General features: G+C 74.8%; 12 protein-coding genes. 5 read left to right on the top strand and 7 right to left on the bottom strand.

Features of this window, described 5'->3' with window-relative positions:
- The first annotated feature begins 98 nt into the window (after positions 1–98).
- Together ACIRPP_RS02500 and ACIRPP_RS02495 are read left to right on the top strand one after the other, a co-directional pair.
- Entirely contained in the window at positions 99–1,754 is a 1,656-nt protein-coding gene (locus ACIRPP_RS02500; RefSeq protein WP_403637279.1) for an alkaline phosphatase D family protein, read from the top strand.
- Between the two features lie 211 nt (positions 1,755–1,965).
- Positions 1,966–3,339, top strand: a complete 1,374-nt coding sequence (locus ACIRPP_RS02495) for a trypsin-like serine protease (RefSeq protein ID WP_403637277.1) — start codon at positions 1,966–1,968, stop codon at positions 3,337–3,339.
- A gap of 193 nt (positions 3,340–3,532) precedes the next feature.
- Here the strand turns inward: ACIRPP_RS02495 and ACIRPP_RS02490 are convergent, their stop codons facing one another.
- Positions 3,533–4,777: a cytochrome P450 gene (locus ACIRPP_RS02490; RefSeq protein ID WP_403637275.1), complete on the bottom strand. Its 1,245-nt coding sequence runs from the start codon at positions 4,775–4,777 to the stop codon at positions 3,533–3,535.
- Between the two features lie 180 nt (positions 4,778–4,957).
- On the opposite strand from ACIRPP_RS02490, the gene ACIRPP_RS02485 reads away from it, so the two are divergent.
- Together ACIRPP_RS02485 and ACIRPP_RS02480 are read left to right on the top strand one after the other, a co-directional pair.
- Positions 4,958–5,494 (top strand): hypothetical protein, encoded by a 537-nt coding sequence (locus tag ACIRPP_RS02485; RefSeq protein WP_403637273.1) that lies wholly within the window; start codon positions 4,958–4,960, stop codon positions 5,492–5,494.
- Positions 5,495–5,656: 162 nt separating this feature from the next.
- The gene (locus ACIRPP_RS02480) at positions 5,657–6,619 is read left to right on the top strand and encodes an NAD-dependent epimerase/dehydratase family protein (protein ID WP_403637271.1); all 963 of its coding nucleotides are present in this window, start codon (positions 5,657–5,659) and stop codon (positions 6,617–6,619) included.
- A 23-nt stretch (positions 6,620–6,642) separates the two neighbouring features.
- On the opposite strand, the gene ACIRPP_RS02475 is transcribed toward ACIRPP_RS02480, so the two are convergent.
- The 5 genes from ACIRPP_RS02475 to ACIRPP_RS02455 all read right to left on the bottom strand — a co-directional run bounded on the left by ACIRPP_RS02475 (position 6,643) and on the right by ACIRPP_RS02455 (position 11,836).
- Positions 6,643–7,884, bottom strand: coding sequence for an MFS transporter (locus ACIRPP_RS02475; RefSeq protein ID WP_403637269.1), 1,242 nt, complete (start codon positions 7,882–7,884; stop codon positions 6,643–6,645).
- 429 nt (positions 7,885–8,313) lie between these two features.
- Positions 8,314–8,877, bottom strand: a complete 564-nt coding sequence (locus ACIRPP_RS02470) for a hemerythrin domain-containing protein (RefSeq protein ID WP_164339270.1) — start codon at positions 8,875–8,877, stop codon at positions 8,314–8,316.
- Positions 8,878–8,991: 114 nt separating this feature from the next.
- A complete protein-coding gene (locus ACIRPP_RS02465) occupies positions 8,992–9,525 on the bottom strand; it encodes a DoxX family protein (RefSeq protein WP_403637267.1) in 534 nt (177 codons plus the stop codon).
- 82 nt (positions 9,526–9,607) lie between these two features.
- The gene (locus ACIRPP_RS02460) at positions 9,608–9,931 is read right to left on the bottom strand and encodes a hypothetical protein (protein ID WP_192235826.1); all 324 of its coding nucleotides are present in this window, start codon (positions 9,929–9,931) and stop codon (positions 9,608–9,610) included.
- A 246-nt stretch (positions 9,932–10,177) separates the two neighbouring features.
- Positions 10,178–11,836 (bottom strand): catalase, encoded by a 1,659-nt coding sequence (locus ACIRPP_RS02455; protein WP_403637265.1) that lies wholly within the window; start codon positions 11,834–11,836, stop codon positions 10,178–10,180.
- Positions 11,837–12,229: 393 nt separating this feature from the next.
- On the opposite strand from ACIRPP_RS02455, the gene ACIRPP_RS02450 reads away from it, so the two are divergent.
- Positions 12,230–13,153 (top strand): alpha/beta hydrolase family protein, encoded by a 924-nt coding sequence (locus ACIRPP_RS02450; RefSeq protein ID WP_403637263.1) that lies wholly within the window; start codon positions 12,230–12,232, stop codon positions 13,151–13,153.
- A gap of 13 nt (positions 13,154–13,166) precedes the next feature.
- Here ACIRPP_RS02450 and ACIRPP_RS02445 read toward each other — a convergent pair whose 3' ends face one another.
- Positions 13,167–13,961 (bottom strand): alpha/beta fold hydrolase, encoded by a 795-nt coding sequence (locus ACIRPP_RS02445; protein WP_403637262.1) that lies wholly within the window; start codon positions 13,959–13,961, stop codon positions 13,167–13,169.
- Positions 13,962–13,965: the final 4 nt, after the last annotated feature.

Here is a 13,965-nt window from a genome sequence, read left to right as displayed (position 1 = left end):
CCGGGCTCGCCGCCGGCCTGCGCGGGGCGACCGCCGGGGGCCGTATCGCTCGTCGTGCCGTTCGTCGACCGATCCGCCCGCCCCCGAGAGGACACCCGATGGCGCCGACCGGCCGCCTCCGTGAGCATGCCGCCTCCCCGCACGACGCCGAACTGCGCGGCGCCGCCCCGCGCCTGGCCCGCCGTCGCTTCCTCACCGTCACCGCGGCCGCCGCCGCCCTCGCGTTCACCACCAATCTCCCCTCCCGCGGAGCGTTCGCCGCCACGGAACTCGACGGGGCCCGCCTCACCGCCGACCCGTTCACCCTCGGCATCGCCTCCGGCGACCCGCGGCCCGACTCGGTGCTCCTGTGGACCCGGCTCGCCCCCGCCCCCTTCGAGGCCGACGGCGGGCTGGGGCAGCGGCGCGTGCCGGTGTCCTGGGAGGTCGCGCTGGACGACTCCTTCGCCGTGGTGGTGCAGCGGGGCACCGCCCTCGCCCATCCGGAGTACGGCCACAGCGTGCGCGTCGACGTGCGCGGCCTGATCCCCGGCACCCCGTACCACTACCGGTTCCGCACCGGCAGCTGGATCAGCCCCACGGGCCGCACCCGCACCGCTCCCCCGGCCGGCAGCGCCGTGCCGGGTCTGCGCCTGGCCGCCGTGGCCTGCCAGGCGTACCACGACGGCTACTACACCGCGCACCGGCACGTCGCTGAGGAGGACGTCGACCTGGTGTTCCACCTCGGCGACTACCTCTACGAGTACGCGGTGAACTCCGCGGGCGGTGCCCGCGGGTACACCGACCGGGTGCTGCCCCCGGTGTTCAACCGGGAGACGTCCTCCCTGACCGACTACCGGATGCGGTACGCGCTCTACAAGAGCGATCCCGACCTGCGGGCCGCGCACGCGGCGCACCCGTTCGTCGTCACGTGGGACGACCACGAGACGGAGAACAACTACGCCGCCGACCGGGACGAGAACGGCAGCCCTCCGGAGCGGTTCCTGGTGCGCCGCGCCGCCGCCCACCGGGCCTACTGGGAGAACCAGCCGCTGCGGGCCGCCCAGATCCCGCAGGGCCCCGACGCGCAGGTGTACCGCAGGCTCCGGTGGGGCTCCCTCGCCCAGTTCGACATCCTCGACACCCGCCAGTACCGCTCCGACCAGGCCTACGGCGACGCGCCGCACGTTCCGGGACCGGAGAGCGACGACCCGGCGCGCAGTCTCACCGGGGACGCCCAGGAGCGCTGGCTGATCGACGGCTGGGCGGCGTCGACCGCGCTGTGGAACGTGATGCCCCAGCAGGTGTGCTTCTCCCAGCGGAGACTGGACCTCAACGCGCGGGCGAAGCTGTCCATGGACGCCTGGGACGGCTACCGCGCCAACCGCGACCGCGTCGTCGCGGGCGCGAAGGCCGCCGGCGCCGGCAACTGGCTGGTCCTCACCGGCGACGTCCACGTCGCGTACGCCCTCGACATCAAGGACGACTTCGACGACCCCGACTCCGCCACCCTGGGCACCGAACTCACCTGCACCTCCGTGACCAGCGGGCGGGACGGCGTGGAGCGGCCGGCCAACTGGGACACCTACATGCGGGCCAACCCGCACCTGAAGCACTACGACGGGCGGCGCGGCTACCTGCGGGTCGAACTGGGACGGCACAGCGCCCGCGCCGACTTCCGCACCGTCACCGCCGTGACCACCCCCGGCGCCCCCGTCACCACCACGGCCTCCTTCGTCACGGAGGCCGGATCGCCCGGCCTGCGGCCCGTCTGACCGCGCCGGCGCACCCCGCCGCGCCCCCCGTACTGCACATGGCGCCCGTCCGGTTCCCCAAAGCGCGCGAAAAGGTGCCCCCGGTGACATCCCGCCGGACGCCGCGGGCAAGGACTGGGGCCGTGCCGGACGTCGCGGGACCGGCGCCGAGGTGACGACAGGACGTCGACCGCTCGCGGCAGCCCGCCACCGAACGAAGGAGACCCACCGCATGGTCCACAGACACGCCGGGACCGCCGCCCGGGCGGCCCTGGCCGCCCTCGGCGCCCTCGCCCTGGCCGCGGCGCCCTCCGCCGTGGCCGCCGAACCGGCCCCCACCGCCGGGCCGGTGCCCGGCGCCGCCCAGACGCTGGGCGCCGACCGGCCGTCGGCGCACCTGCTCCAGGCCCTCGGGCGGGACCTGGACCTGACCTCCGCCCAGGCCTCCGAACGCCTGGTCAACGAGGCCGAGGCGGGCACCCGGGCGGGTGTCCTGCGCGCCTCCCTCGGCGACCGGTTCGCCGGTGCCTGGGTGCGCGGCGCGACCTCCGGCGAGCTCACGGTCGCCACCACCGACGCGGCGGACGTCCCCGCCATCCGGGAGCAGGGCGCCGAAGCCGCGGTCGTCGGCCGGACCCTGGCCGACCTCACGGCGGCCAAGGGCAAGCTGGACGCGGCCGCCGCCGGCCGGGACACCGCCGACACCCCGCTGTGGTACGTCGACGTCACCGCGAACCGGGTCGTCGTGGAGGCGCTCGACGAGGCCGCGGGGACCGCCTTCGTGGAGGCCGCCGGGCTCGCGGGGCAGGACGTGGCCGTCCGGGTCGCCGAGCAGCGGCCACGCCTGCTGGCGGACATCACCGGCGGCGACGCCTTCTACATCGACGACTCGGCCCGCTGCTCGGTCGGGTTCTCCGTCACCGCGGACGAACAGCCGGGCTTCGTCACCGCCGGGCACTGCGGCGACCCCGGTGACACGACGACCGGGTTCGACCGGACCGCGCAGGGCACCTTCGAGGCGTCCACCTTCCCCGGCAAGGACATGGCCTGGGTGGCCACCAACGACCAGTGGACGGCCACGCCCGGCGTCAAGGCGCAGGACGGCGAGGTCGTCCAGGTCACCGGCTCGGTGCAGGCCCTGGTCGGGGCGTCCGTGTGCCGTTCCGGCTCGACCACCGGATGGCACTGCGGCACCATCCAGCAGCACGACACGAGCGTCAGCTACGCCGAGGGACGGGTCGACGGACTGACCCGGACCACGGTGTGCGCCGAGCCGGGTGACTCCGGCGGCCCCTACCTCGCGGGCTCCCAGGCGCAGGGCGTCACCTCCGGCGGCTCCGGTGACTGCACCAGGGGCGGCACGACGTTCTACCAGCCGGTGAACCCCGTCCTCGCCGACTTCGGTCTCACCCTGACCACCGCCGCCGGGCAGGCGGCCGCCCCGCTCCCCCAGGACGGCGACCCGCGGGCGTGGACGGCCGGCCGGGTCTACGAGGCCGGTGCCACGGTGACCCGTGACGGCGTCAGCTACCGGTGCCTGCAGACCCACCAGGCGCAGAGCGCGTGGGCACCCGCCGGTACCCCGGCCCTGTGGCAGCGCGTCTGACACCGTTTCCGGCGGCGCGCTCCGGCGCCGGCGGCGGCCCCGGTGCCGCGGCCGGCGCCGCCGTGTGCGTGCCGGGTGCCGGCCGGGGTCTTCGGCTCTCAGCCGTCCGGACCCGGCAACGTCATACGGGAGCGGGCTGCCCGGCCGGGGCATGCGGGCGCCGCGGGCCGGGCCCGGACCCCTGGCGTTTTCCTCACCCCGGCGGGCGGACCCCGGTGACGACGACGCCGCTGCGCGGGCGGGTGGGCACGCGGTGCAGGGCGATCGTCAGGTTCTGCTCGGGCACGGTGTACTCCAGGCGCGCCAGCCGCTGCGTGAGCGCCTCCAGCACGCCGACGGTGACGCCCTCGCCGGGACAGCGGTGTCCGGTGCGGGTGTCGCCCCCGCCCTGCGGGATCAGCGTGTCGCCGTTGGGCGCGTGGTCCCGGAACCGCTCCGGGCGGAAGGCGTACGGGTCGCCCCACAGCTCCTCGTCGTGGTTCTGGCCGTACACGTCGAGCACCACGAGGCCGCCCGCCGGGAGCGCCTCGCCCCGCCACTCCAGGTCGCGGACGGCCAGGCCGCCGAGGAAGGGCACGAAGGGGTAGAAGCGGCGCACCTCGTGGGTGAAGGCGGCGGCGAACGCGGGATCACCCGCGCGCAGCGCCGCCCGGTGTCCGGGCCAGCGGTGCAGGGCGTGGGCGGCGAAGGCGACGAACCAGCTGACGGCGACCGTCGGGCGCAGGACGTTGAGGAGTTCGACCGCGGCCGTGTCCGCGTCCAGCACGCCGCCCTCCGCGTCCCGGTGCCGGCACACCAGGTCCAGCACGGATCCCGCCGGGGCCGGGACACGGCCCGCGCGGACCCCGGTCACGAGGGCGGTCAGCCGCTCCTCCTGCCGGGCGCGGGCCCTGCGGGCCCGCAGATGGCGGGGTCCGGCGGTGGCGAACCCGTCGACCATGGCGATCATGTCCCGGGCGGTCGACTCCGCCTCGGCGCCGTCCAGCGGGACGCCGGCCCAGCGGTGGACACCGCGGGTGAGCACGGTGCTCGCCTCGTCGAAGAGGACCACGGAGTCCCGCCCGCTCCAGGCCTGGACCGCCTCGTCCCAGGCCTGGGTGACGTGGTCGACGAGCCGGGCGATCCGGTCCGGCTCCGTCAGCGGCAGGAACAGCCCCTTGCGGGAGCGGTGGGCGGGCCCGTCGAGCGTGTGCACGGCCCCGTGGCCGAACAGGGTGCCGAGCACCGGTTCGGGGATGGCGCGGTGCCGCTGCACGTTGCGTTCGTCGTAGAAGAACCGCACGGCGTCGGGCCCGCGCAGGGCCAGGGCGGGCCGTCCCAAAAGCCGGGTCCGGACGACCGGGCCGGCACTGTCGCGCATGCGGTTGGGCAGCCAGCCGTATCCCTCCACGAGCAGGGGCAGCGTGCGGTCACCCAGGGGGCGGCTGAGTACGTCCATGGTCGGCGGGTGCCCCGGCGGCCTGCCGGGACACTCCGCCCGTCGGGTGATCGCCGGGCCCGGGCACCGGTGTGGCCGATCCCACACCGCGGAGGAGGTTTACATCACTCCGGGCCGCTCGCGGGGCGGGCTACGGTGCCGAGGAAGGCTCACCTTACCCAACCGTTCGGACGGCCCGCAGTGCACGCAGATCTCTCTCCCGTCGTCGCGGCGACCGCGCAGTGGCTGACCCTCTCCTTCCCCGCCTCCGGCGGTGCGCTGTCCGCCGCCCTGTGCGAGGTGCAGGCCCGGCAGGCGGTGACCGTCGCCGCCCGGCTGCGCTACCCGACGGCCATGGACGCCGCGCTGGTCGGCGTGGCCGGCCCGGGCGGGTCGGCCCGGCTCGACTGGGTCACCGGCGCCGACACCGGCACGGCCGACGACTGCGGTGCGGCGGGCGACCGCCACGCCTGGCGGACGTGGGTGGACGAGGTGGTGGCCAGCTGGGCGGCCTGTCTGCTCGGTGATCCCCGGCTGGCGGCCCGCGCGGTGGCCGCGCTCGCGGCGGACGGCCCCGGCGCCGCCCCGGGCGAGTTCCGGCGCCTGCTCGAACCCGACGAGGCGGACCGCAGGGCCGCGGCCCTGCTGCGCCACCCCGATCTGCTGGCCCCGGTGAGCGCGCTCCACCACGCCGGCCTCGTCGACCGCCTCGCGCCGGACCACACGCTCACCGCCTGACGCCCCCGGCGTCCCGCTCACGCTCCGCGTCCCTCACGTTCCGTCACTCACCGGTTCGTACCAGGCGGCCGTGCCGCGGGGCCCGGGACGGCGCACGCTGGCCGAGGGTCCGACGCCCTGGGTACCCGGGCCCGTCCACCGACGCCCGGAAGGCCGATCGCCATGAGCACCGTCATCTCGCGGAACTGGGAGCACGTCGTCGTCACCGGCGGCGCGGGCTTCGTCGGCTCCCATCTGTGCGCCGCCCTGCTGGACGCGGGCGCCGCCGTCACCTGTGTCGACGACTTCTGCACCGGCCGGCCGGAGAACATCGCCCCCCTGCTCGACCGTCCGGGGTTCACCCTGGTGCAGGCCGACGTGGCCGAGGAGCTGCCGGTGCGGCGGACACCGGACCTCGTCCTGCACTTCGCCTCCCCCGCCTCCCCCGCCGACTACCTGCGGCTGCCGCTGCACACCATGGAGACCGGCAGCCTCGGCACCCGCAACGCCCTCGAACTCGCCCGTGCGGCGGGCGCCCGTTTCGTCCTGGCGTCCACCTCCGAGGTCTACGGCGACCCGCAGCAGAACCCGCAGGAGGAGCGCTACTGGGGCAACGTCAACCCGGTCGGCCCGCGCAGCGTCTACGACGAGGCCAAACGGTTCGGCGAGGCGCTGACCACCGCGTACGCCGACGCGCACGGCACCGACACGTGCATCGTGCGGCTGTTCAACACCTACGGCCCGCGGATGCGCGGCCACGACGGCCGTGCCGTGCCGACCTTCGTGCGGCAGGCGCTGGACGGGGAGCCGCTGACCGTGACCGGCGACGGCCGCCAGACGCGGTCGCTGAGCTTCGTCGACGACACGGTGGCCGGCATCCTCGCGGCGGCCGCGCACGGCCTGCGCGGCCCGGTCAACATCGGCAACCCCGGTGAGATCACCATGCTGGAGCTGGCGGAGCTGGTCATCGAGCTCGCCGGGTCGGACTCCGAGATCCGCTTCATCGAACGGCCGGTGGACGATCCGGCCGTGCGCTGCCCCGACATCACCCTGGCCCGCGACAAGCTGGGCTGGCAGCCGCGGACAGGCGCCGAGGAGGGCCTGCGCCGCACCATCGACTGGTTCCGGGCGGAAGCCGCCGCCTGACCCCGGCGCCCGCGGGAGGGGCGTCAGGCCGCCCGGCCGAGCGCGGGCCGTACGGCGGGCCCGCCCGGCTCCGCGGGCAGCAGGACCGGCGCCGCGGTGCGCCGGCCGCGCAGCAGGTGGCCGGCGCCGATGCAGCCGGCGATGATCAGACCGCCCGCGATGAGCGCGCCGCGCGGCCCGGCCAGTTCCATGAGGAGGCCGAGGGCGGGCGGGCCGCCGAGGCCCCACACCGTGCCGATGCTGCCCCAGACGCCGAGGACCCGGCCCCGCAGCCGGGCGGGCGGGTCGGTCTGCAGCACGGCCGTGCCCGCGGTGTCGGAGACGGACTCGACCACCGCCATCGGCAGCACGAGCACCAGCAGCACCGCCAGCGACGGCGACATCCCCGCCACCACCTGCAGCAGCCCGCCCGCCGCCGCGAGGGCGCCGACCAGGCGCACGGACGGCTTGCGCAGCCGGGCGCCGAGCACCGCGCCGATGATGCCGCCGACGGCGAGGACGGTGGACACCGTGCCGAACGCCCCGGCACCGCCGGCGAGCGGGCCGGTGACGAGGACGGCCAGGGTGAGCGCGTAGTTGCGGCCGAAGACCGCGCTGACCCCGGTGACCCCGGCGAGCGCCAGCAGGCGGGGGCGGCGGACGAAGAAGGCCAGGCCCTCGCGGATGCTCATGGCCCGTTCACCGCTCCCCCGCTCCCCGGCGACGCGCCGGGCGGCGCCGCGCGCGGGGCGCAGGAAGGGGATGACGGCGGTGACGAAGAGGAAGGAGATCCCGTTCGCGAAGTAGGCGGCGGCCGTGCCGAGGAGACCGACGGTCACCCCGGCGAGCGCGGCACCGGCGAGGCGCCCGGCGTTGTGCACCAGCGCGCCCACGCCGATGGCCGAGGGCACGTCCTCGGCGGGCACCAGGTCGTTGCCGAGCAGGGCGCAGGCCGGCCCGTCGACGGTGGCGACGATGCCGGTGACGGCGGCCAGGGTCATCAGGGACGTCAGGTCGAGCCGGTCCAGGGCGACCAGGACCGCGGTGGTGAAGGCGATCGCGCCGAGCAGGGCCTGGCTGACGGCGGCCGTCAGCTTCCGGGGCCAGCGGTCGACCACGGCGCCGCCGAGGAGGCTCATCAGCAGGGCGGGGGCGGCCTGCACCGACATGGACAGGCCGGTGGCGGCGGCGGACCCGGTGATCTCCAGCACCAGCAGGTTCTGCACCGTGAGCTGCATCCAGGTGCCGGCGTTCGACACGAGGTTGGCGACGGACCACCAGCGCATGCTGCGGTGGCGCAGGGACCGCCACGGCGAGTGGGACCCCTTCCCGGCGGGCGGTGGAGCGGCGTCGCGGGCAGGGGCGGGCCGGGCAGGGGTGGAGGAGGAAGACACAGGGCGCTACTCGGGGACGAGCCGGAGGACTCCGGGCGAGGGGGCGCGGGAGGCGGAGCACCGGCTGCGTCGCGCGGCGGCCCCCGGCACCGGGACACGGCGCGGACCATCGTGGCAGACGAGGTCGCCGAGTCATGTCCGGTGGGCGGTGCCGCCGGGCCCGGCAGGCGCCAAAGGGGCGGGCGCGCACGGGCGTTGGGGTGTGAGTGGGGTTGCTCACAAGGGGGCCGGGGACGGTTCACGAGGCACCCGGGCACGTGGGAGGGGCCCGTCTCCCCGACGGGCCCCTCCTTGGGTGTCCCCGGCGCCGTGACCCGGAGGTCAGTCGGCCTTGCCGCGGCCGCTCAGCGCGTCCCGGAGCCGGTCCACCATCCCGGCGCCCGGCGCCAGCAGCTTGTTCGCCGGGGGCTTGTCCGGGGCGGCCGGGTGCGGCCGGGTCGGCGCGGTCTTCTTCGCCTGGCGGATCTTGTCGCCGAGGCGGTCGAGTTCCTCGGGGCCGCAGGCCGCGCGCAGCAGGGGGAAGAGGTTCTGCTCCTCGTCCGCGATGTGCTCGCGGATCTCGCTCATCAGCATGCCGATGAGCCGGTCGAACTCGGCGTCGCCCGCGTCGCAGCCCTCGAGGTCCTTCATCATCTGCTCGGCCTCGGCGTGGTCCCGCAGTTCCCGGTCCGCCAGGGCGTCACCGTTGGCCACGTGCTCGCGCACCGCCGGGTAGAGGTAGGCCTCCTCGGCCACCGAGTGCCGCACCAGCTCGATCGTGGCCTGGTCGGCGTACAGCTTGCGGTCCTTGTGGCCGGGCGGCAGCGCCTCGATCTTGCCGAAGAGTTCCTCGACCTCCCGGTGGTCGGTCACCAGCTCGTCGATGACGTTTCCGCCGTGTCCCATCGTCTTCACCTCCGTATCGCAGCGGCCCCCCGGCCGGGCGCCGCTGAACCCCCGGGTCCCCAGGGCCCCGCGGGACTAACCCGGCACCCGGCCGTGCGGTGCGGCCGGCGTCGGTCAGGCCGGCAGCTTGGCGCGGACCCGGCCCATCGCGGCGGCGGGGCGGGCGCCGGCCCGGACGGAACGGCGTACCAGGTGGGCGTCGCGGCGCAGGTCGTGGGCGGCGTGCCGGCCACGCCACAGCAGGGAGGGGGCGGAGCCGGTGTCGTCGGCGGTGATCAGCAGGCCGCCGAGCATGGACAGGTTCTTCAGGAAGTGGATGCGCTGCCGGTCGCGCTCCGACGGGTCGTCCACCTCCCAGAAGCGGTGGGCGGCCAGCGTGGTGGGGACCAGGGTGGCGGCGATCGCGAGCGCGGCGGGCCGGGACAGCCGTCCGCTCGCGAGGAGCAGTCCGCCCACGACCTGGACGGCGCCGCTGAGCCGTACGGCGTCCTCGGTGCGGTCGGGCACGGCGTCGACGCGTTCCGTGACCGGCCGCACCACGGACTCGGCGGCCGGGGACACCTTCCGCGGGTTGCGGACGGAGTCCAGACCGCCCGCGACGAACATCGAGGCCAGCATCGGACGGCCGAGGACGCGCAGCAGACTCATGCCTTCTCCTGGGGTTCCGTGGGTGCGGGACGGGACGCCGGGTTCCCCGGCGGGGTGCGGGCATGCGGCGCGCGGGCCGCCCTCACCAGTAGCGGGTGGTGAGGGCCGGCTGGTGGAGCGCCTCGACGGCGTCCCTCAGGGACAGGGCGACGCTGATGGTGGCGCGCAGGGCGGAGGGCCGCACGGTCTGCGCCGTCTCGGTCGCCAGGACCAGCAGGCAGCCCGCCGCCTGCTCGACCACGGAGACGGGGAGGGTGTAGTCGCTGTCGGCTGCGGCGCGGAACGCCTTCAGGGGGATCCCGGCTCCGTCGACGGTCCGGCGGGCCGCCTGTTCGAGGTACTGGGCGGCCTGTTCGCACACGGCGGCGGGCAGGATGAGGGTGCGCTGGAACGATGAACTCGTCATGTTCCAGCAGTCCCCCGCCGCCCGGCCGTCCGATCGGTGCGGGGCGGGATTTCACCGTCCCGCGTGACCGGTGCCGGGTGCATCCGGAGCGGTACGGCGGGGCGGGCGGGCAGAGAGCCGGGCCGGACACGCCGCACGGCGTGCGCCGGTGCCCTTCCGGGTCGCCGGTGCACGCCGTGTGCCGTGGTGCGGTGCCGCCGGGTGCTGCCCGGGGCCGGGTGCCCGGCGCTGGGCCGGGCCGGTCGGTCAGCGGGTCACCACGTGCCGTTCGTTGGGCACGCAGTGGGTCATGGTGAGCCCCTCGACGTCCCGCGGGGGGTTGTCGCCGAGGTTGGCGAGCCGCTTGCGGTCCTCGTCGGTGAGGTCCTGGCTCGCGAGCGGCTCCAGGCCGGCGAGGTCCTCGGGCGTGATGCCCAGCCCCTCGCCGACGCGGCGGCCGAGGTCGTTCTCGGCCAGGTAGCAGTGCCAGACCATGCGCTCGCGCACCTCCTGGTCGCACTGGCCGAACAGGTCGATGAAGTTCTTCACCAGGTCGTCGCGCTCCCAGTCCTCCATCAGGCAGTAGCGCTGGCCCGCCTGGAGGTAGTCGTTGGTGCGCGGGATGCGCTTGCGGGTGAGCCGGCCCCGGATCTCCGGGCCCTGCTCGTCGTGGGTCGGGAACTCACCCTCCCGCAGGCCGCCCGTGATCGACGGCTCGTAGTTGACCTGCGGGTTCTCCCCGCCGCCGTCCACGTGGTACGTCATCTGGCCGTCGCGCTGGTTGGTGCGCACCTCGGCGTTCTTGGCCTGGTTGACAGGCAGCTGGAGGTAGTTCGGTCCGACGCGGTGGCGCTGGGTGTCGCTGTAGGAGAAGGTCCGGCCGACGAGCATCTTGTCGTCGGAGAAGTCCAGGCCGTCGACGAGGACGCCGGTGCCGAACGAGATCTGCTCGTTCTCGGCGAAGTAGTTCTCCGGCATGCGGTCGAGCACCATCCGGCCCACCGGCTTCGGCGGGAAGTCCTGCTCGGGCCAGGTCTTGGTGTCGTCGAGCGGGTCGAAGTCCAGCTCCGGGTGGTCGTGGTCGTCCATCATCTGGACCAGCAGTTCCCACTCGGGGTACTCGCCGCGGGCCACCGCCTCGTACAGGTCCTTGGTGGCGTGGCCGAGGGATTCCGCCTGGACGTTCGCCGCGTCCTCCTCGGTCATGGACCGCACGCCCTGCTTGGGCATCCAGTGGTACTTGACCAGCTTGGTGTCGCCGGCCTCGTTCACCCACTTGTAGGTGTTCACGCCGAAGCCCTGCATGTGGCGGTAGTCCGACGGGATGCCGCGCGGGCTGAACAGGTTCACCAGCATGTGCATGGACTCCGGCGACTGCGACATGAAGTCGAAGATGCGGCGCGGCTGCTGCTCGAAGGTGACCGGGTCGGGCTTGAGGGCGTGGATGACGTCGGGGAACTTGATGGCGTCCCGGATGAAGAAGACGCCGAGGTTGTTGCCGACGAGGTCCCAGTTGCCGTCCTCGGTGTAGAACTTCACGGCGAAGCCGCGGGGGTCGCGGGCCGTCTCGGAGGAGTCGCGCCCCCCGATGACGGTGGAGAAGCGGACGGCCACGTCGGTGCGCTTGCCCGCTTCCTGGAACAGCTTGGCGCGGGTGTAACGGGAGATCGGCTCGTCGCCCCACTTCCCGTACGCCTCGAAGTGGCCGTAGGCGGTGACGCCGCGGGCGTGCACGACGCGCTCGGGGATGCGTTCCCGGTCGAAGTGGCTGATCTTCTCCAGGAACTGGTAGTTCTCCAGCGTGGCGGGGCCGCGGGCGCCGACCGTGCGCTGGTTCTGGTTGTCGTAGACCGGGTGGCCCTGGCGGTTGGTGAGGACCTTGCGCTCGTCGCCCGGAGCGGGACCCCGGCTGGAAACGTCCGTCATGATCGTGGGCTCCTTCGAACTGCTCATGGCTTGGCGGGCCGGTGCGGGTGACGCCGGCCACCGGCCACCGGCCGCCGTGGCGGAGGGCCGGGTATCCCCGCGTCGCGGGGTCACGCACGCTCCGGCAGCCCCGTTCGCCCCGCCCGGCGGACGGGCGGAGGACCGCGGCCGGCACCGGCGGGTGCCCGGGGCACGCGAGGGCGTGCGTACGGGGCCATGCTGCCGTGGATCGATCCGGGCGGCGACTCGGCGCATCCGGGAGATGACGCAGAGCGACGATTTCCGGAGTCCATTGCGAAACGGAACACTGATCCGTATCTTGAAGCGGAGCACTGTTCCGTTTCAGTTTCCCCACGGCGGCCGCCCTCGCGTGCTGCCCGGAAGGCACTTCTCATGGATCTCGCGCACACCACCGGTGGCCCCGCCACCGTGATCTCCGCACAGCCGGTCGTCCTGCCCGCCCCCGGCCGGGGCGAGGACCTCCAGGTCCGCGTGTCCGCCCCCGCGGCCGGCGGCGACCTGCCGGTCGTCGTCCTCTCGCACGGCTTCGGCTGCTCGATGCGTCACTACGGCCCGTTGGCCGACCACTGGGCCGCCCACGGCTTCGTGGTCCTGCAGCCCACCCACCTCGACTCCCGCACGCTCGCCCTGCCGCCGACGGACCCGCGGACCCCGCTGATCTGGCGCCACCGGGTCACGGACCTCTCCCGCGTCCTGGACGGACTCGACGCCCTGGAGGCGGCCGTGCCGGGACTGGGCGGGCGCGTCGACCGGCGGCGCGTCGCCGTGGCCGGCCACTCGTGGGGCGCCCAGACGGCCGGCGTCCTGCTCGGCGCGCGGGTCCTCGGACCCGACGGCGAGGTGGGCGAGGACCTGTCCGACCCCCGGGTGACCGCGGGTGTCCTGCTCGCCGCGACCGGGCTGGGCGACGACCTGACGCCGTTCGCCGTCGAGCACCTGCCCTTCATGCGCCCGCACTTCGCCACGCTGACCACACCGACGCTCGTCGTCGCCGGGGACCACGACCGGTCCGCGCTGTCCACCCGCGGGCCCGACTGGTTCACCGACGTCTACGCCCACGCCCCCGGCGCCACGGACCTGCTCACCCTGTACGGCGCGGAGCACTCCCTCGGCGGGATCTCCGGCTACGAGGCCGCCGAGACGACGGACGAGAACCCGGCCCGGGTGGCGCTGCTCCAGCGGCTCACCACCGCCTACCTGCGCAGCCGTCTGGCGGAGGACGACACGGACTGGAAGGAGGCGGTCGCGGCGCTGGAGGCGGCCCCCGAACCCCTCGGGGACGTGCGCGGCAAGTAGCCCACGGCCGTGGTCAGGCGGTCGCCTCCGGGGCCGGGGCGGTGAGGAAGCGGTCCAGGGCCGCGGTGAGTTCGGCGGGCTTCTCCACCGGGAGTTCGTGTCCCGCGTCCACGATGCGGATCACCGCGTCCGGGTAGCGGGTCGCCATCCGCAGCATCTGCCGTACCGGCAGCTGGATGTCGTGGAGTCCGTGCACCAGGAGCGTGGGGACACGGATCTCGCCGACCCGGTCCAGGACGTCGAAGGCCCGCATGGCGGAGTACAGCGTCATCACCACCTCGCGCGGGGTGGCCGAGGAGTCACGGATGTACTTCCGGACCTCCTCGCGCGGGTGGCCGGGGGCGAACGCCCGCTGGATGTTGGCCGCGACGAACAGCCGGAACGGCACCCGGGTGGACGCCGCCATCAGCAGTCCCCGGCCGCGGCTGTAGGTCATGCGGCTGATGGAGTTCACCAGGACCAGGCGCTCGACCCGGTCGGGGTGGGCGAGGGCGAGGGTCTGGGCGATCATGCCGCCCATCGAGTGGCCGACCGGCACGAACCGGTCGACGCCGAGGTGGTCCAGCAGGGCGACGACGTCCCGGGCCAGCGCGTCGATGCTGGGCGCGCCGGCTCCGCTGCTCCCGCCGTGCCCGCGCAGGTCCAGACGGATCACCCGGCGGCCGGCGGAGAAGTGGGCCAGCTGGTGGTCCCAGCGGTGCCGGTTCGCGGTCCAGCCGTGGATGAACACCAGGGGGACGTCCTCGGCGTCACGGGGCCCCTCGTCGTCGTACGTCAGTTCCGCGCCGTCGACAGCGAACTGCGGCATGGGG

The organism is Streptomyces sp. NPDC101219 (assembly GCF_044767675.1).
GTDB lineage: Bacteria > Actinomycetota > Actinomycetes > Streptomycetales > Streptomycetaceae > Streptomyces.
The sequence above is the reverse complement of the archived record's forward strand: the minus strand, read 5'-3'. Positions and strand labels throughout refer to the sequence as shown.

What these genes read in the sequence shown, in the direction of transcription:
- ACIRPP_RS02500 (WP_403637279.1), top strand. Translation starts at nt 99, where the DNA reads ATGGCGCCGACCGGCCGCCTCCGTGAGCATGCCGCCTCCCCGCACGAC.
- ACIRPP_RS02495 (WP_403637277.1), top strand. Translation starts at nt 1,966, where the DNA reads ATGGTCCACAGACACGCCGGGACCGCCGCCCGGGCGGCCCTGGCCGCC.
- ACIRPP_RS02490 (WP_403637275.1), bottom strand. Translation starts at nt 4,777, where the DNA reads ATGGACGTACTCAGCCGCCCCCTGGGTGACCGCACGCTGCCCCTGCTC.
- ACIRPP_RS02480 (WP_403637271.1), top strand. Translation starts at nt 5,657, where the DNA reads ATGAGCACCGTCATCTCGCGGAACTGGGAGCACGTCGTCGTCACCGGC.
- ACIRPP_RS02475 (WP_403637269.1), bottom strand. Translation starts at nt 7,884, where the DNA reads ATGCGCTGGTGGTCCGTCGCCAACCTCGTGTCGAACGCCGGCACCTGG.
- ACIRPP_RS02470 (WP_164339270.1), bottom strand. Translation starts at nt 8,877, where the DNA reads ATGGGACACGGCGGAAACGTCATCGACGAGCTGGTGACCGACCACCGG.
- ACIRPP_RS02465 (WP_403637267.1), bottom strand. Translation starts at nt 9,525, where the DNA reads ATGAGTCTGCTGCGCGTCCTCGGCCGTCCGATGCTGGCCTCGATGTTC.
- ACIRPP_RS02460 (WP_192235826.1), bottom strand. Translation starts at nt 9,931, where the DNA reads ATGACGAGTTCATCGTTCCAGCGCACCCTCATCCTGCCCGCCGCCGTG.
- ACIRPP_RS02455 (WP_403637265.1), bottom strand. Translation starts at nt 11,836, where the DNA reads ATGACGGACGTTTCCAGCCGGGGTCCCGCTCCGGGCGACGAGCGCAAG.
- ACIRPP_RS02450 (WP_403637263.1), top strand. Translation starts at nt 12,230, where the DNA reads ATGGATCTCGCGCACACCACCGGTGGCCCCGCCACCGTGATCTCCGCA.
- ACIRPP_RS02445 (WP_403637262.1), bottom strand. Translation starts at nt 13,961, where the DNA reads ATGCCGCAGTTCGCTGTCGACGGCGCGGAACTGACGTACGACGACGAG.